We start from the raw sequence: 18,294 nt of genomic DNA on the forward strand, positions 1-18,294 counted from the left end.
TAAAAGGGGTGTATGAGGTTGAAAAAGGTTTTGTCTATTTTAGTGATTGCAGCTCTTATGCTTTTAGCTGCGTGTAACAGTTCCAGTGAGACCGCTAGTGGCGGAAAAAATGAGAAAGTAACGATTGAATTCTGGACGATGCAGTTATCACCAACGTTTGATGATTATATCAATAGTACAATTAAGGATTTCGAAAAAGAAAATCCGAATATTAAAGTGAAATGGGTAGACGTTCCTTGGGGAGATATGGAGAAGAAGATCCTTGCTGCTGTATCTTCCAAAACAGCTCCAGATGTAGCGAACTTAAATCCGCAGTTTGCTTCAAAGCTGGCTGAACTTGATGCATTAGTTGACATGGATAAAATGGTCGATGAGAAAACTCGAGGCGAGTACTTTGAAGGCGTTTGGAAATCAAACACGTTTGATGGAAAAACATTTGGTATTCCTTGGTACCTTTCTTCGCAAGTAACGATGTACAATACAAAGATTTTTGAAGAAGCAGGTCTTGATCCGAACAGCCCGCCAAAGACTTTCGAAGACTTAGCGGAAGTGGCTAAGCAAGTAAAAGAAAAGACAGGAAAGTATGCATTCTTCCCGCCGCTAGATGGCAGCCATCTGCTTGAGTCAATGGTTATGATGGGTGTTGATTTAACGAACGAAGACATGACGGAAGCAGCATTTAATAATGAAAAAGGTCTGAAAGCATTTGAATTTTATGTTGATTTATATAAAAACGGCTACATTCCGCGTGAAGTTTTAACAGAAGGCCACGGGAAAGCGATTGATATGTACCAAGCTGGACAGCTCGCGATTCTTGCGTCTGGTCCACAGTTCTTGAACCAGGTTAAAGAGAATGCGCCGGATATTTTAGAAGTAACAAAATCTTCAGCTCAAATTACAGGCAGCACTGGAAAGATGAACACAGCTGCTATGAACCTTGTTGTGCCGAAGCAAAGCAAGCATCAGGAAGCGGCAGTGAAGTTCTCTGTATTCATCACGAATGCTGAAAACCAGGTGAAATTTGATAAGATCGTTCCGATTTTACCTTCGATTGAATCAGCATTGGATGATCCATACTTCAAGGAGCTTCCTGCAAACCCTACACCGATTGATGAAGCTAGAATGGTTTCGGTTAGCCAGTTAAAAGACAGCGAAGTACTTATTCCTCCAATGAAGGGTTATGAAGATTTAAAGAATGCGATGAATGAAGCTGTTCAATCCGCAATGCTTGGCAAACAATCTCCGAAAGATGCACTTGCTGAAGCTGAAAAACGCTGGAACGAAACGTTATCCAAGTAAACAGATGTTTAATAGAAAGACAGGGGACACAACCTCCCCTTCTTTCTTTTTACTAATCAGAAGATGGTGATAAAGTTGACGAAAAAAAACATATTTAACTCGATACATAAAGGGTTAGTTGTTTCGTGTCAGGCGTTGGAAAGTGAACCTCTTAACGGAAGCGGAGTCATGGGTAAGATGGCGAAAGCAGCTGAAATGGGAGGTGCTGCAGCCATCCGTGCAAATGGTGTTGAAGATATTTTTTCTATAAAAAAAGAAGTTTCGCTGCCGGTTATCGGACTTATCAAACAAGAGTACGAGGGTTCAGACGTGTATATTACACCTACGAAAAGAGAGGTTGAACTGCTTCTAGAGGCAAACGTAGACATGATCGCCCTTGATGCTACACATCGCAACAGGCCGAATGAAGAAAAACTCCAAGATCTAATTAAGGTGATAAAGGAAAAAGGAGTATTGGTCATGGCTGATATTTCTACTCTTCAAGAAGGGCTGCTTGCTCAGAAACTAGGAGCAGATTGTGTTTCTACTACTCTATCTGGCTACACCTCATATTCCAGACAGCTTAGCGGGCCGGATTTTCAGCTAATAGAAGAACTAAACGAAGTTCTTACGATTCCGGTGATAGCAGAGGGCAGAATCTCAACTCCAGAAGAAGCGAAGAAAGCTTTAGAAGCAGGAGCTTTCTCGGTCGTTGTAGGATCTGCGATTACAAGACCACAAGACATCACGAAACGCTTCGTTAATTTTATTGAGAAGGATGTTGAAAACCATGCAAGTTATACAGAATCAAAAACAAGCTAATAAACCGATCAAAACATATATTAATAGCTGTTATCCGTCATTAACAAAATCGGAGCAAAAAGTGGCAGACCTTGTTTTGGAGAAGATGGAAAATGTCATGTACTATTCCGTAACAGATATGGCTGATATGGCTGGTGTCGGAGAAACAACGGTTCTTCGTTTCTGCAGAAAGATCGGTTATAAAGCTTATCAGGAATTTAAACTGGCGATCGCCAAAGATCAGTCAGCCGTGCAGAACGATCAGTCTGAAAACAGTGATGAACACGTAAAACAAGAAAACTTCATTTCAGCTATAGCTGCAAACAGTATTTCCGCTATTCAGGAAACGGCAAGCATGCTGGATGAAGGTGCGCTTGAAAAAGCACTCGAATTAATTGAAAAGGCAAGATCGGTTCATTTCTTTGGAGTAGGAACTTCTGGATTAACAGCGCTGGACGCGAAGAATCGTTTTCTTCGTATCGGAAGACGAACAGATGCTGTGATTGATTCCCATATTCAAGCGATGACGGCTTCCACACTGACCAGTGAAGATGTTGTTATTGGACTTACGGTATCTGGAAGTACAAAGGATACGATCGACTCATTAAAAATTGCACGTGAAAATGGAGCGAATATCATTTCGATTACCTACTATGCACGTTCACCTATTACAAAAATCAGTGATGTCGTTTTATTGAGCGGGGGCAAGGAATCACCGATGGAAGGCGGTTCGCTTGCAGCTAAAATCGGACAGTTATTTGTAATCGATCTTCTATGTACAGGCTTAGCACTTCGGACGAAAGACTTTTCTCTTTCCATGAAAGAACGGACTGCACGTTCTGTTTTGGATAAAATCTATTAAAAGCTGTGGTGACAATGGATGAACGTGATTGGAATTGATATTGGAGGGACTTCCATTAAAGGAGCTGTTTTCAACGAGCATAATCGCGTTTCTTCTATAAAAAGCAGATCTACGGAAATCTCCAAAGGAAAAGAAGGCATTCTAAAGGGTGTCCTTGAGATTGCAGAAGAATTGCTTCGCGATTTTCCGGATGCATCTGAAATTGGAATCGGAACAGCAGGACGAGTTAACTCCGATTCTGGAGAAATTGTTTATAGCACTGCGAATCTGCCCGGGTGGCAAGGAACGAATGTCCCAATGGAAATTCAAAAGGTTATTCCTTTACCTGTTAAGGTTGACAATGATGCGAACACAGCGTTGATAGGAGAATTATGGACACAAAATAAATCCTATACGTCTGCTGTTTTATTAACACTTGGAACAGGTGTAGGCGGAGCTGCTTATCTGAACGGGGAGTTGGTTCGTGGCCACCATTGGAATGGCGGGGAGTATGGGCATAGCATCTTCATGCCTGATGGACAGCAATGCAACTGCGGGATGAAAGGCTGCTTGGAACAGTATGTATCGGGCAATGCTTTAGTGCGAATGGCGCGTCAAGAAGGCTTGTCCATCATGCATGGCAGTGAATTGTTTCAACTCATAAAGATAGATGAAAAAGCGGCAAAAATAGTCCAACAGTATATCGAATACATAGCCTTAGCGCTTTATAACGTCCAAACGACCATTGATCCTGAAGTAATCATAATCGGCGGCGGGGTAATAGACTCCAAAGATTCATGGTGGCATGAATTGGTGCAAAGTCTGCTGAAATTCCCAGTCCCGGTTCATGTTCAGCCGGCTGTTTTAGGAAATGAAGCAGGAATGGCGGGAGCGGCAAGACTTTGTTTGCACGAAACGCATCGGAAAGGAGTGACACCATGAGAAGAAAATTACTTACACCTTATCTATTTCTAGTTCCAGCCTGCATAATCCTGGGAGCTTTCATCTTTTATCCGCTTTTGCAGGCGATATGGATGAGTTTTACTGACTATAATATGATTTCTGATCCGTCATTTGTGGGGCTTGAAAATTATAAAGAAATTTTTGAAGATGATCTCTTTTGGAAAACGCTCGGGCAAACGTTTCTATATCTAATTGTAGTCGTGCCCACACTCGTCGTCCTGCCAATCTTTTTAGCTATATTAGTCAACCAAAAAATCAAAGGAATCGGTTTTTTCCGCTCCGCTTACTATGTGCCCGTTGTTACATCAATGGTAGTTGTGGGAATCACGTGGAAATGGGTTTACGCCGATCAAGGGATATTAAACTACCTTCTACAATCAATAGGAATTATTGATGGACCCGTGCACTGGCTGACGTCTCCAACCACATCAATCTTTGCCGTAATGGCTGTTACCGTCTGGAAAGGCCTTGGCTATTATATGGTAATTTATCTTGCAGGACTTCAGGCGATCCCTTCTGATCTATATGAAGCGGCAGATATTGATGGTGCAAACAAGTGGAAGCAAATCTTTCATATTACGATTCCAATGCTGATGCCTTCCATAATTATCGTAACGATCATGTCTTCAATTTCGGCTATGAAAGTGTTTGAAGAGATTTATGTCATGACAGGCGGAGGTCCGCTGAATAGTTCTAAAACGTTAGTATTCTATATTTATCAGGAAGCCTTTGAAAAACTAAGAATGGGTTATGCAAGTGCAGTAGGTGTCATTCTTTTATTAATCACACTTGTCTTGTCCATCTTCAACTTGAAGGTTATGAGTAAAAAGGAAACTGCGCTTTAAGGGGGGAAACAACGTGGAATTAACACCTACGCCAACAACGGCTCCAGCAACCGTTAATAAAACAAAACAAAAGATTCGGACAAAACGAAAACATCGGTCACCGCTTCAACTGGCAGTGATGTACCTCTTGTTATTTATCGTGATGTGCTTGATGGTTGGCCCATTTTTATGGTTGCTGTCGACGGCTTTAAAATCCGGGCACGAAAATATATTTGCTTATCCGCCAAGCCTTATTCCTCAAGATATTACACTAAGCAATTTTGCGAAGGTCATGGATACGTTTCCTTTTTGGCGCTACTTATTCAACTCCACTTTCGTAGCGGTCATTACCGTGATATTGAATATTCTTTTATGTTCACTAGCTGCCTATCCACTGGCACGTATGAAGTTTCGCGGGAAAAATCTCGTCTTCTTATTAATTATCTCAACAATGATGATCCCGTTTCAGCTTGTTATGATTCCAATATATATTCTGTCTCTTGAACTTGGTTTGCAAAACACCTATGCAGGAGTCATCCTTCCGCATGCAACAACGGCATTTGGGATATTCCTGATGCGCCAGGCATTTTTAACGGTTCCTTATGAACTGGAAGAATCGGCCCGCATGGATGGATGCAACTCGTTTCAAATCTGGTGGAGAATCATCATGCCGCTCGTTCGTCCTTCTGTTGTTACATTAGCTATTTTTACATTTGTGATGAGTTGGAGTGACTTTTTATGGCCGCTTATTATTTTGAATGATGAGAGCATGTACACGCTGCCTCTTGGTGTAAACGCACTAGCCGGAAACTTTTCGGCAAACTGGCGGCTGATTGCAGCAGGATCCGTTTTATCAGTACTGCCGATTATTATCTTCTTTATATTGATGCAGCGCCACTTTATTGATGGAGCGATGAAAGGAGCGGTTAAAGGATGAGCAGCACAATTCACTATCAAAAAACGATTCCGGTTGCCGGTCAGTTTGATGTCATCGTGGCAGGAGGAGGCTGGGCTGGCATAATAGCCGCATGTGCGGCAGGCCGTGCAGGTGCAAAAGTTCTGCTTGTAGAGCGCTCAGGTTTTCTTGGCGGTAATGGAACAGCAGCTCTTGTTGGTCCGTTTATGTCCTTTCATATAAAAAAACAGCCTCTAGTCAGTGGGATTTTTCAAGAAGTACGGGATGTTGTTGTGGCACGTGAAGGTGCGTCAGGCGGATCTCGCGGATTTGATGTAGAGATTTTAAAAGATGTGCTGAACGAGACCATATTAAAATATGGTGTGACACCGCTTTATCAAACGTCTGTTATTGACGTCATAAAAAAAGATGAACGAAATATTACCAGTCTCGTGGTTCACAACAAATCTGGACTGAGTACATATACAGCTGATTATGTCATTGACGCCACAGGTGATGCCGATCTGATTCATTATGGAGAAGGTCAGTATGTGGTGGGCAGGAAAGAAGACGGCTTAACACAGGCGATGACGAAAATGTTCAAAATCGCTAACGTCAATATCAATGAGGTGCTTACGTTTTGCCGGGCAAACAAAGAGCATTTTATGTTCATAGAAGAAGATGTGCTTGTTTCCATTGCCGGCTTTAAAGATATTGTGGCGGATTATAAGGCAAAAGGGCTTTATCCGCTTCCGCAGGATCATGTGTTCTTCGTAACGACAAACCGCCGTGATGAAGTCTTGGTGAATACAACAAGGGTAATCTTGAAGAGCGGAATCAACGGGAATGACATTACCGACGCTGAAATCGAAAGTCTTTCACAGGCTCATGCCATTATGAATCTTTTAAAACAAGAAGTACCAGGATTTCAGGATGCGTATATCTCCACAACTGCTCCGCAAATCGGGATCAGGGAAACGAGAAGGATCGTGGGCGATTATGTGTTAACGCGTGAAGATGTGATGTACGCGCGAAAGTTTCCGGACGCCATAACTCATTGCATGTATCCGATAGACATTCATAATCCGAAAGGTGAAGGCGGGGAGCTGACTAACATTCCAAAAGGCGAGTATTATGACATTCCTTACCGCTCGCTGCTGCCGGTAGATTTTGATAATGTGCTTGTTGCTGGCCGATGTTTATCCGCTACGCATTCAGCTCATTCCTCAGCACGCATTCAGGCAACATGTGCTGGAATGGGAGAAGCGGCAGGGGCTGCGGCGGCACTCGCGAAAAAGTACGGCGTAACAACCCGTGAAGTTGATATTGGTGAACTTCAGCAGCATCTAAAGGAACGTGGCCAGATCATCAAACCAGACTATGTGCAAAGGATGGAAGTGTCGTGAATTCGTACGCTTAAACTTCATGTGATCTTTCAATCCCATTGGGACCGTGAATGGTACTTCCCATATGAAACCTTCAGCTTATGGAACCCTGAAGAAACAGAACAGCCATTTACGGTTTCATGTAATGGATTGTCTAGGGCAAGCTCTCTTAAATCAAAGGAAATTGATTCATATACATTTGATCTGCATTAGAAAGGAGGGATGTTCATGCTAAAAAGAAGGCTTGCGCTGCTGCCTGTCGATGCACGTCCTGTAACTTCGACTTTGCCAAAACAGATCTCTGAAATAGGCGGGTGGGAGGTTTTGCTTCCTCCGAAAGAGATCCTTGGCTTTTTAAAACGGCCAGGAGATGTGTTGAAGGTTAAGGAATGGATCGAGGATGTTGAAAAAGAAGTAGAGGGTTTTGTTGTATCCACAGACATGCTTTGCTACGGCGGTCTTGTTCCTTCCAGGGTAAATGAAGATCCGTTGCCAGTGCTGCTGGAAAGATTGAATCTATTAAAATCATTAAAAACAAAATATCCAGATAAAAAAATATATGTGTTCAGTGCTACGATGCGGATTTCAAACAACTACGTAAACGAAGAGGAAAAGGAATATTGGTCCGATTATGGTGTTGAACTTTATCAATACTCTTATCATAGTCATCGATATGCTAAGGCTTCTGATGAAGAATCAGGAAAAATAGTTTTTGGTCTAATGGATAAAATACCTGCTGCTATTTTAGAAGACTATCTTTCTACGAGAGAAAAGAACTATTTAGTGAATCAGTTTTTATTGCAGTTTGTTGAAGAAGGAATCGTCGACAGACTCGTATACCCGCAAGATGATACATCGGAATATGGGCTAAACATTCAAGAGCAGGAGACACTGACTCGGGAAGTAAGAGAAAGACGACTGTTTCAAAAGGTGGCCATCTATCCCGGGGCTGATGAAGTAGCATGTTCTTTAGCTGCCCGAATGATTCTGGAGCTTGAAGGGGTCCGGCCTCCTTGTTTTTATCCTTTTTACTCAGGAGAAAAAGGCGCATTGATTCCTGCCATGTATGAAGACAGGCCGATTGCTGAGAGCGTAAAAGGCCAGATTTATGCACTCGGTAGTCATACGGTGAGCACTGCGGGAGAAGCGGATATTCTCTTAGCTGTAAACGTACCAGGGAAAAAACAGGGAGATTTGGCACTTCAATTGTATTTGAACGAAGTGGATACACCTGACCGCAATATTGGAGAATGGATTTCCCGTATTCAGTATTATGCAGAGCAAGGATGTTCTGTAGGGATTGCAGATGTGGCTTACGCAAACGGCAGTGATGCAGCCATGATACCTGAGCTGCAGGATTCTGTGAATGTGACAAGTTTATGTGGATATGCAGGATGGAATACAGCCGGAAACACCATTGGAACTGTGGTTGCACAAACAGCTATGCACTACCTGCAAAAGATGAAGAATCTCGATAACAAGCAATTGATTCATAATCAGCTGTATCTTCGTTTGCTGGATGATTATGTTTACCAATCAATCGTCAGGCTAGATGTTCGAAAAGATACTGCAGACGAATCCAAATTGACTGCAGATGAACTTTGTGAAACGGTAAAGCAGCGTTTCATGAAAGAAGCTCACATCTTTTTAAAAGGAACTTCATTATCTCTATCCAATATTTATCTGCCATGGAATAGAACGTTCGAGATTGGCTTCGAGCTGGGGGCGGGTGCATTAGAATCTCCAATAACATCAGAGCTTGAAACATCTTAATAACTTAAGCTACTTTTCTTATGAAAAACGGGCATGTTCTTCTAATTTACATGTCTAAACGTAGCCAAACAGCCAGAGAAATTACACATCTAGAGGGCAGCCCGTTGCGGCTGTCCTTTTTAATTTGTAACTAGGTAATTAGACAGACAGACAATCGTCCCGCTTTTAAGGAGGTGAAAAACAGCAGGGGGACGGTCATTATTTAAAAATATTTAGGAGGAATATAGGATGAAAAGACTTATTGTACTTATGTTGGCCTTAATATTGAGTATTTCAGCGTTTTCAACAGGAGCAACGGCAGCAGATAACGATAAAGCGAGACACAAAGTATTGAAGAATCTTTTAAAAGAAAACGACAAGAAGGCGCGTATTCTCTGGTATGACCTTGCTGCCAATATGGAGCGCCTCAATTCCCAGGAAGCTGTAGAAGCGATGGTTGAAAAAACGCATAAAGCAAACATCGATACAATCATTTTAGATGTGAAGAATTATACGGGATTTGTTGGCTATAACAGTGAAATTGCACCTCACGTTAGTGAATCAAAAATGCCGAAGTACAAGGATTTCCCTGCAGGCTTCGATATGCTGGAAGCCATTTTAGCTGAGGCGAAGGAACGCGGAATGAAAGTGCACGCAGCTGTAAACGTTTTTTCTGAAGGGAACAACGACTATAAAGATGGACCAGCTTTCAATCATCCAGAATGGCAAACCGTCTTTTATCAGGCAACAAGAACAGCGGAAACAGACGCAGGCAGTACTTTTCCTATTTTTGCAATGAATACATCAAGAGGATCCAACCAATTGATTTTATATACACCTGATAAATATGAAGTTTCTCCTGCAAACCAATACGGAGCAGAGGTTCAGGTAATTGATGGCACAGTAACAAAAGTTGTTGATCGTGTGTATGGAGCTCCCGCTGTTGACGTTCCTGACAACGGCTATGTGCTATCAGGTCACGGGGAAGCACGCACATGGATTTTGAACAATGTAAAAACAGGTCAAAAGATGGACGTGGATGGGCAGAAAACAGAGCTTGTCCCAGCAAGTCAGTATCCGACGTTTTCAACATTTGTAAATGCGATCAATCCTGAAGTTCAGGAATACGAACTGAGCATTATCAGGGAGCTGATCAATAATTACGATATTGATGGAATGGTGCTTGACCGCGCTCGTTATTCTAGTATTTATGCGGATTTCAGTGATTTGAGCCGTCAAAAGTTTGAAGCATTTATTGGGAAAAAGGTAGAGAACTGGCCGACTGATATCTACACCGTATCGTTTGAAACAGGTACAAAAGAAGTTGTGCCAGGACCTCTTTACAAGCAGTGGATCGAGTTCCGTGCAGGAAACATTCAAGCGTTCTTTAAACGAGCAGAAAATGTTGTGCACACATTAAAACCAGACATGCTGTTCAGTACGTATGTTGGCGGTTGGTACCCTCATTATTATAGTGAAGGTGTAAACTGGGCGAGCAGAACGAATCAGCCGGACTATGACTGGGCATCTGATAATTACGGAAGCACTGGCTATGCGGAAACACTCGACTTTTTGATGACAGGAAACTATTACACAGAAATAACACCGGAAGAGGCACTGGCTAAAGGAAATCCTGAATGGTATTCCGTTGAAGGCTCTGCAGATCTTGCGTTTGATGTGGTGAATGAAGCTACTTTTGTATACGGAAGCTTGTATCTGATCCAATACGCACATGACCGAGAAGAATTCAGGCGTGCACTTCGCTCAACACTTGCACATAGTCATGGAATCATGCTGTTTGACCTCGTTTACTTAGAAATGTACAACTGGTGGGATATCTTAGAGGAAGAATTTGCAGAAGACTCAACTGCACCACATGACATTCCTGGTTTGCTTAAGATGGTAAGGGATGATAAATAGGAGGATATAAGACTAAAGGAATTCTATTGAGAAGCACAATCTGGATGAAGTAGCTTCGGAAAAAATGTTTGAACACATGAATTACATGCTATTATATGCAGTTTATAAAGCTATTAGATAATTTATGGCCCCTTGAGTAAGGGGCTTCCTTTTTTATGTTTGTCAGTGGGTTTTTTTTTTGGGGTATCAACGAAAAAAATCCACTTTTATCGAGAAAGAGGAGAAATGCATTAGGAGGTGAATAAAGGAGTAGAAAATAATTTATGTATATACATAACTGGGGGAAGGGAATGTTAAGAAAATACATAGTGCTCGCTTCTTTGCTCGTGTTTTCCGGATGTGGGGTTGTGGCTGAAGATCCTAAAGCTCAAGGGGCTAGACAAATAGAAAAGATGGAAAAAGCAGCAATTAAAAAGATACTAAAAGAGGGCCAAAAGCTGTTAAAAGAAGATAAAGATTTCATTCTTGAACCTGCTTCAGGCAAGGTATGCAAATTTGAGAGAGAAGAAAACCGTATTGATAAAAATGAGTTAGACAGAAAAATACAAAAGAAATTCCAGGGTGAATTTTATAAAAACATTGATTTGTATGCTTCTAAGTTACCCATTGATACGCAAGTGTTTCATGTAAATGAGGATGGTACTGATTTTCTTTACGCAGAAGTTTCTAATGGCAAGGATCGAATCTATTCTTGTGAGTACTTTTATGGAAACTAAATATCAAGGATCGTAAAAATGGAAAAAGAGAGGACTGCTCATTCGAACAGTCCACTTTCTCTTTATTTTACTAATCTAAAAGGAATCTCCGTTACGGTATGGCATCACTCTTGAACTTGAGGTTTTCGTGATGATAGCGAAGCATTTCTTCAGTGGGATCCTCAAAGTGTCCGAGTTTATGTTTGAGTGTTAATATTCGTTCAACCGGCTCATCAACAAGTGATTCAGGTAATGCTCCACTTTCAACAAGTTCTTTTACATGGTCGATATAACAAGGATCTTGAAAGCTTAAAAGAGCCGTCGCTGAAACGTGCAGAGGAACAAACCGGTAAAGCGAATGATTTACCCGCTACCGACATTTACTTCCCTTATTTTCATGATGCAAAGTTCTTCGTGAGGGGAGTAAGTGAAGAGTACAATGTGGTTATGTATTTAGTGAAGGAAGTGGAAGGGGAGCTGCTTTACTTTTCGCTCCATATTCCATCGAAAGCAGAAATGGAAGGCGTGGAGCCTAGTTTGTGGGCGATGCTTGAGACGGTAAAGCCTAATAAAAAATAATAAGTAAAAACCCGGATATTAGCCCGGGTTTTTCTATTTTACTAAATCATTTAGTTTCTCGTTCCGTTCTTCTCTTTCTGTTTCATCAGCCAAATCATACTTTTTTAATAGATGAAAGATTTCGTTCAAAAACTCCTGATCTGTTTTTTCTGTTAATGAACCTTCAACTTCACGCACGAGATTATCTGGCATGAACGGTCCTTGGTCAACAAGCTTTTGTTTTACATCTTCCAACGTATGATCAATCGTGCATTTCCCCATGGAATCTCACTCCTAACAATAGGTTTGTATTCTTTATACCACAAGTTAACTGCCGACGGCTTTTTTTAACTCCTTGGTTTCGTCTTTAAATGAATACGCGTACCACATCGCGATTAATAGCATCACACCTGTTACAACGAATACGATCTCCACGGGGAAGAATCCGCCGATCACTCCCCCAACTAGCGGTCCGAGCATGGCTCCAATTTGAGTGGCGGTTTGCTGAAGTCCGAAAGCTCGTCCTCTGAACTCGTCAGGTGTCGTTTGAACAACCAATCCATTTAAGGCTGGGAAAACGCCGCAAAAGAAAATTCCGTATAGAAAACGTACAGAAGAAAAGCCCCAAACACCATCAAACCAAGCCTGTGCAATGGTTCCGATTCCGCCACCCAATAAGCCGATCATTAATACGGTTTGAAAACCGATCTTATCAGACATGCGTCCCCAATAAGCCGCAAAAATAATGCTTGCAATACCCGGTAATGAAAAGACTATGCCCGCTAACAGTGCCGTATTATCAGATGAACCGCTTATTTTTAAAATATGAAGGGGAAGAACGGGTTCGATGGTTAAGATGGAAAGAGCGGTGATGATGGATAGAAATAATACATTCATAAAAGGTTTGTTTGCTGCTGCGACCCGGATATCTTTTAAAACAGAACCTTTTTCCTTGCTAGGGGTGAATTTTTCTTCGGTTACCCAGAAGATTACTAAAAGAGTCGAGATGAGAGATAAGAAACCTCCGCTCGCAAAAGCCCAGCGGTTTCCGAACAATTCAGCTAGTCCGCCACCAAGCAGCGGACCCATAATTCCGCCTGATGCACCCGCAGAGGAAATCATCGCAAGCGCGTAGCCGACATTCTTTTTCGGTGTGTTTGTTCCGATCAGTGCGATCGCACCTGGAATGTAGCCAGTCAAGAGACCTTGAGCAATACGCAATCCGAGCAGCTGGTAAGCATTTGTTACGAAAGCCGTTAACGTGTAGATAATGAACAAAAAAGCACCGGCGCGGATTATCATCGGCTTTCTTCCGTATCGATCGGCCATCATCCCCCAGTAAGGAGAAGCTATGGCACCTGCAAAAAAGGCTGAGCTGAAAATAAGTCCCGACCAGATCTCGGTGTGGTCATGAACACCAATCTGAAGAAGAAAAAGAGGTAAAAAAGGAACGACCATGGAGTAGCTGGCTGAAGTAAAGAAGACGCCGACCCATAGCACCCATAAATTTCGCTTCCAAACTGCCATAATGTGTACACTTCCTTATGCTGTACTCTAGGAAACTTTAATATTAGTAAACTTTATTAATTTTTGAAAAAAGAAATATATTAGAAATAGTATCAAACTAGCGCTCCAAATGGAAGAAAGCAGACTTATTCTTTCATTTGAATAGAAGGAAGAAAGGCAGTATTAACCACGGTTTCCGGAGCTAAAAACGTCGCTACAGCCTTTACAATCAAAGAAGAAATTGAGTTCTGCTGCGAGATCTTATACCACACGAAATGTCATTTTAGATGATGAAGAAATGGAGCTCATGACCGAAATACTTCAAAGTTTACGGGTGAAATTAAAGTGGAACCACATCAGGGAGGGTGTGATTTTTTAAACATTTGTTTAACTTTAACAGCAGAATAAGAATAAGCAGTTTGGTATAATAGATATAAGGAGGTGAGTAATTTGGAAAAGAAAATAGATAAAATGATGGACATAATGATGCAGCTTCAACAAAGTGTTCTAGAACTAAGAGATGATGTAAACGTTATAAGAGCTGATGTTGCAGATTTAAAAGTAAGAGTAAACAACATCGAAGAAAGAGTAACAAACATTGAAGAAAGAGTAATAAACATCGAAGAAAGAGTAACAAACGTTGAAGAAAACATGGTTCGAAAAAGCGATTTAAAGTATTATGATTTTAAGATTGCAGAACACGATCGCGAAATCTTCGAGTTGAAACAACAAAACTAACCCCACGTGAAATCCTTTAAACTTCATAAATGTCCCCTTAAATCGGGTCTTACAATCACATAGGAAACAATAAAACCGGAAGAAATCTCCCGGGTTTTATCATTAAGACAATATCCACTGTACAATTAAAAATGATGCTATGAAAGCCAGGAAGAATGAAATGATACCTGCTATTTTTCTCCCGTTCACTTCTTAACCCGCACTTTTTATATAATCGTTATACATATGCTACCATCACACTATCATCCAAATAAAGATTAATGTTACGCTGAAAAGGAAATATAGGTAGTGGAGGTGTTATTTAAACATGCGTTTAAAAGGTAAAAAAGTAATCAGCCTCGTTCATCACGATTTCGAGGATCTAGAGTTGTGGTATCCGATTCTTCGGTTGCGTGAAGAAGGTGCTGTTGTAGAACTTGCTGGTGAAAAGGCAGGGGAAACGTACATCGGAAAATATGGTGTGCCTGCTGAAGCGGATTTTGCATTTGGTGATGTGAATGCTGCCGATTATGATGCAATCCTCGTTCCAGGCGGCTGGGCACCAGACAAGCTGCGCCGTTTTCCTGAAGTTCTTGAAATGGTTCAGCACATGGAACAAGAAAAGAAACCTATCGGGCAGATCTGCCATGCCGGCTGGGTGCTGATCTCTGCAAAAGTGTTGAACGGTAAAAAAGTAACGAGCACACCTGGAATCAAGGATGATATGGAGAATGCAGGTTCCGAGTGGATCGATGAGCCGGTAGTAGTTGACGGTCACCTCGTTTCAAGCCGCCGTCCGCCCGATTTGCCGGATTATATGAGAGAGTTTATCGAAGTTTTAGAAGCGAAATAAGTAAAAATATGCCCAAGAGGTGAAGATATTCATCTTTTGGGTTTTTTTATATACCTGTTTTACCTAACAGGAATGAATAAATTTTGCTGCTAAACTATATTTTGAGCGTAAAAACGAGTTTTTGAGCGTAGGTCAACTATTTTGAGCGAACGTGTAATAAACACAAGAACACATACCGTAAATCCCTTAACACAGCACCTTTCGATTCCAAGTTATACGAGTTCCCAATCATTCACCCAGTCCATACACTAATTACAATAAATATTCCTTTTTATAAGGAGTGAAAACATGCCATCTAAAGATGATTTTATAAAAGCTGAAGGCAGATCTTTTCCAGGAAAAACATACGTCGATCATCTGCTCCGTCCTGTTTTTAACGATCAGCGGGACTACTTATTTAAACAAATGTTTCAAATACACCATGCACATGTTGTGATGCTTGCAGAACAAGGTATTTTAGATAAAAAAGAAGCGGGTGTAATTCTAAAAGGAGTTGAGGAGGTCGCTCAAACCGACTGCCAAAAACTCGAGTATGACCCGCAATTCGAAGATCTTTTCTTTATGATGGAACATAAAATCAGTGAACAAATTGGCCCGGACCTTGCAGGGAAAATGCACATCGCCAGAAGCCGGAACGACATGGGTATTGCCATGTACCGGCTTGTTTTACGGGAACATATCTTGGTGCTTTTGGAAAGTTCACAGCTTCTGGCGGATGCTCTTCTGGAACAGATAGAGGAACACGCCGAAACCGTTATGACCGCTTATACCCACACTCAGCCCGCACAGCCGACAACACTCGCACACTACTTAATCGCAATCTTAGATGTTTTCCTCCGAGACATTAAAAGACTTTGGTCAGCTTATGAAACCGTTAATCGTTCGCCAATGGGTGCGGCTGCTTTATCGACAACTGGTTTCCCTATAAACAGGAACAGAGTCTGCGAACTCTTAGGTTTCAACAAACTAGTCGAAAACTCCTATGATGCAATAGCTGGTGCGGATTATCTCATAGAGTCCGCAACTGCAGTCCTATCTATGATGGTCAATTGCGGCAGATGGATTCAAGACTTCCTCCAGCTTGTAACCCGTGAACACAACATCATCAAAGTAGCGGATCCTTACGTTCAAATCAGCAGCATCATGCCTCAAAAAAGAAACCCGGTCTCCATCGAGCATTCCCGTTCTCTGGCCAGCTCTTCAGCAGGTGAAGCGCTCGCAGCGATTCAAATGATTCACAATACACCATTCGGGGACATAGTGGATACAGAAGATGATCTTCAGCCCCACCTTTACAGAAGCTATGAAAAAGCAAACCGCGTCATTCATCTTATGCATGCTGTTGTCCGGACAATGGATATTGATAAAGAAAAAGCACTCAATCGGGCGAAGACTTCATGTATTACAATAACTGAACTTGCTGATGTACTTGCTAGGGAAAAACAAGTTCCGTTTCGTTTAGCTCATCAGATTGCTAGTTCGATTGCAAAAAAATGTTCAAGTGAAAAGCTGGAGTTAAATGCACTTCCTATTAAAATCGTAAACGATGCAATCGGTAAAACTTACAGTGTTTCTTTGAATCAAAAGGAGTGGTATAGAATCATCTGTCCGATTGAATTTGTAAAGCGACGCAACATTCAAGGCGGCCCTGATCCTGCTGAAGTAAAAAGAATGGCTGATGAGCGCCACAAGTTAATTAAAGCGTTTGAAAACAGACTTTTGGACGAAAAGAATAGACTTAAAATAGCAGAAAAGAAGCTAAAGGAATCTGTGCAAAAAATAATAGGCAAAAAATAAAAGAGCCAGCAGGCTTTTTTTATTTTTATGTCGAAATTAAGTTTAAATAAATATCCATAATTGCCGATATATGTAATAAACGGGACTTTGAAGGAGGAAAACATGGATAACACAGTGGTGAAACGGTTAGTGATGACTTCTGCGTTTGCTGGTGCTTTTTTTGCTGTTCCTCTCGTTGGTGAAGCTGCTTTAGGCGATATGACCTTGAAGCAGGGAATCAATCATAATGACGTAAAACAATTGCAATCCCTTTTGAAAGAAAAAGGCTTTTTTAAAGAGCAGCAAACGACTACCTATTTTGGACCGGTAACCAAAAAGGCAGTCATGGATTTTCAGAAAGCGAATGGTCTTGTGGTTGATGGTATTGTCGGAAAACAAACTTACAAAAAGCTTTTAGAGAAATCTTTTCAAGAGGCACCTCCAAAAAAGCAGCCGGTTCAAACTGTTGCACCATCTTCTTCAAAAGAATTAAAGCTGCATTCGACAGGACAAGCTGTCATGAAGCTGCAGCAAGATCTTAAGTTTCTCGGCTTTTTTACATATTATAAAACGACTGATTATTATGGAACGATTACGACGGAAGCGGTTCGGAAATTCCAGAACAGCCAGAAGCTAAAAGCGACAGGGGTTGCAGATGCAACGACATTAGACCGGATTCAAAAAGCAGTTGCGGCAAAGAAAAATCCAGTGCAGCCGCCAGCTCAACCAACACCTGCACCACCTAAACCGGCAACACCACCAGCATCGTCTAAACCAGCACCTGCTCCACAGCTTCCACAAAACACGGTGAAGGAATTGAAGTTTGGCATGACAGCTCCGGAAGTAAAGCAGCTGCAAACACGCCTGAAAAATCTAGGATTCTTTACATACCCGATGATCACGGACTATTTTGGAGCGGTAACAGAGGAAAGTGTTGAGAAGTTCCAGAAAGCTTATGGGTTACCTGTAACGGGGATCGTAACGAAAACGGTTTTAGATAAAATGACAGAAGTAGAGAAACAAAAAGGTGAAACGCCTAAAACTTCTGATCAGATTACGATTAATGTTATTGCGAATGCTGCTGAACTCATGGGTACCCCTTATGTTTGGGCAGGCACCACTCCGCAAGGCTTTGACTGCAGCGGTTTCCTTCAATATATTTTTGGGAAAGAAGGTGTGTCGCTTCCACGAACGGTTGCTCAAATGTGGAATGCTACAACACCAGTTAAGGAACCTGCAGTTGGCGATCTCGTATTCTTTGAAACATACACGACAGGTCCATCGCATGCAGGTGTCTATATCGGAAACGACCAGTTTGTGCATGCAGGATCCAGCACAGGTGTAACGATAAGCAATTTGAATTATGCGTATTGGCAGGATCGTTATCTCGGTTCGAAGCGTATAAATTATTAATCTATGTTATCCTTATAATCACCTTATGAGTCAGTTTTTGCTCATAAGGTGTTTTTTTTATCATGGAAGTATCATACATTTATTACCATGCCTTTTGTTATACTTGAACAAATGTTT

17 protein-coding genes are annotated in these 18,294 nt (G+C 41.6%); 15 read left to right on the plus strand and 2 right to left on the minus strand.

Translation table 11 applies throughout. The features are described 5' to 3' along the window. Positions 1 to 12: 12 nt before the first annotated feature. From ACFW35_RS02190 to ACFW35_RS02240, 11 genes are all read left to right on the plus strand, one after another. Positions 13 to 1,299, plus strand: a complete 1,287-nt coding sequence (locus tag ACFW35_RS02190) for an ABC transporter substrate-binding protein (protein WP_379843455.1) — start codon at positions 13 to 15, stop codon at positions 1,297 to 1,299. A gap of 75 nt (positions 1,300 to 1,374) precedes the next feature. After that, positions 1,375 to 2,100 (plus strand): N-acetylmannosamine-6-phosphate 2-epimerase, encoded by a 726-nt coding sequence (locus ACFW35_RS02195; protein ID WP_425590082.1) that lies wholly within the window; start codon positions 1,375 to 1,377, stop codon positions 2,098 to 2,100. Then, on the plus strand, positions 2,069 to 2,941 hold the full coding sequence (locus ACFW35_RS02200; protein ID WP_379843458.1) for a MurR/RpiR family transcriptional regulator: 873 nt from the start codon (positions 2,069 to 2,071) through the stop codon (positions 2,939 to 2,941). Before ACFW35_RS02195 ends, ACFW35_RS02200 begins: the two co-directional genes overlap by 32 nt. An 18-nt stretch (positions 2,942 to 2,959) precedes the next feature. Further along, a complete protein-coding gene (locus ACFW35_RS02205; protein WP_379843459.1) occupies positions 2,960 to 3,862 on the plus strand; it encodes an ROK family protein in 903 nt (300 codons plus the stop codon). After that, positions 3,859 to 4,728, plus strand: a complete 870-nt coding sequence (locus tag ACFW35_RS02210) for a carbohydrate ABC transporter permease (RefSeq protein WP_379843461.1) — start codon at positions 3,859 to 3,861, stop codon at positions 4,726 to 4,728. Before ACFW35_RS02205 ends, ACFW35_RS02210 begins: the two co-directional genes overlap by 4 nt. Before the next feature lie 13 nt (positions 4,729 to 4,741). Beyond that, the gene (locus ACFW35_RS02215) at positions 4,742 to 5,644 is read left to right on the plus strand and encodes a carbohydrate ABC transporter permease (protein WP_379843463.1); all 903 of its coding nucleotides are present in this window, start codon (positions 4,742 to 4,744) and stop codon (positions 5,642 to 5,644) included. Further along, positions 5,641 to 7,008, plus strand: a complete 1,368-nt coding sequence (locus tag ACFW35_RS02220) for an FAD-dependent oxidoreductase (RefSeq protein ID WP_379843464.1) — start codon at positions 5,641 to 5,643, stop codon at positions 7,006 to 7,008. The genes ACFW35_RS02215 and ACFW35_RS02220 overlap by 4 nt, the downstream gene beginning before the upstream one ends. Before the next feature lie 207 nt (positions 7,009 to 7,215). Continuing rightward, positions 7,216 to 8,760, plus strand: coding sequence for a DUF4127 family protein (locus ACFW35_RS02225; protein WP_379843466.1), 1,545 nt, complete (start codon positions 7,216 to 7,218; stop codon positions 8,758 to 8,760). 228 nt (positions 8,761 to 8,988) lie between these two features. Then, positions 8,989 to 10,659: an alpha amylase family protein gene (locus tag ACFW35_RS02230; RefSeq protein ID WP_379843467.1), complete on the plus strand. Its 1,671-nt coding sequence runs from the start codon at positions 8,989 to 8,991 to the stop codon at positions 10,657 to 10,659. A gap of 290 nt (positions 10,660 to 10,949) precedes the next feature. Continuing rightward, positions 10,950 to 11,375, plus strand: a complete 426-nt coding sequence (locus ACFW35_RS02235) for a hypothetical protein (RefSeq protein ID WP_379843469.1) — start codon at positions 10,950 to 10,952, stop codon at positions 11,373 to 11,375. Positions 11,376 to 11,606: 231 nt separating this feature from the next. Further along, complete coding sequence (locus ACFW35_RS02240; RefSeq protein WP_379843470.1) at positions 11,607 to 11,933, plus strand: hypothetical protein; 327 nt, start codon at positions 11,607 to 11,609, stop codon at positions 11,931 to 11,933. 33 nt (positions 11,934 to 11,966) lie between these two features. Here the strand turns inward: ACFW35_RS02240 and ACFW35_RS02245 are convergent, their stop codons facing one another. Both ACFW35_RS02245 and ACFW35_RS02250 read right to left on the minus strand, forming a co-directional pair. Continuing rightward, on the minus strand, positions 11,967 to 12,194 hold the full coding sequence (locus ACFW35_RS02245) for a hypothetical protein (protein ID WP_379843472.1): 228 nt from the start codon (positions 12,192 to 12,194) through the stop codon (positions 11,967 to 11,969). Between the two features lie 45 nt (positions 12,195 to 12,239). Beyond that, positions 12,240 to 13,439 carry an MFS transporter gene (locus tag ACFW35_RS02250; protein ID WP_379843473.1) on the minus strand — a complete coding sequence of 400 codons (1,200 nt, stop codon included), beginning with the start codon at positions 13,437 to 13,439 and terminating at the stop codon, positions 12,240 to 12,242. Between the two features lie 429 nt (positions 13,440 to 13,868). Between ACFW35_RS02250 and ACFW35_RS02255 the strand changes: the two genes are divergently transcribed. From ACFW35_RS02255 to ACFW35_RS02270, 4 genes are all read left to right on the plus strand, one after another. Further along, the gene (locus ACFW35_RS02255; protein WP_379843475.1) at positions 13,869 to 14,156 is read left to right on the plus strand and encodes a hypothetical protein; all 288 of its coding nucleotides are present in this window, start codon (positions 13,869 to 13,871) and stop codon (positions 14,154 to 14,156) included. Positions 14,157 to 14,463: 307 nt separating this feature from the next. Next, complete coding sequence (locus ACFW35_RS02260; protein WP_379843476.1) at positions 14,464 to 14,988, plus strand: type 1 glutamine amidotransferase domain-containing protein; 525 nt, start codon at positions 14,464 to 14,466, stop codon at positions 14,986 to 14,988. 288 nt (positions 14,989 to 15,276) lie between these two features. Then, entirely contained in the window at positions 15,277 to 16,785 is a 1,509-nt protein-coding gene (gene argH, locus ACFW35_RS02265) for an argininosuccinate lyase (RefSeq protein WP_379843478.1), read from the plus strand. Positions 16,786 to 16,887: 102 nt separating this feature from the next. After that, a complete protein-coding gene (locus tag ACFW35_RS02270; RefSeq protein ID WP_379843479.1) occupies positions 16,888 to 18,177 on the plus strand; it encodes a peptidoglycan-binding protein in 1,290 nt (429 codons plus the stop codon). The last annotated feature ends 117 nt before the right edge of the window (positions 18,178 to 18,294 follow it).

Origin of the sequence: Fictibacillus sp. NPDC058756, assembly GCF_042746035.1 — a bacterium.
Taxonomy (GTDB): Bacteria; Bacillota; Bacilli; order Bacillales; family Fictibacillaceae; genus Fictibacillus.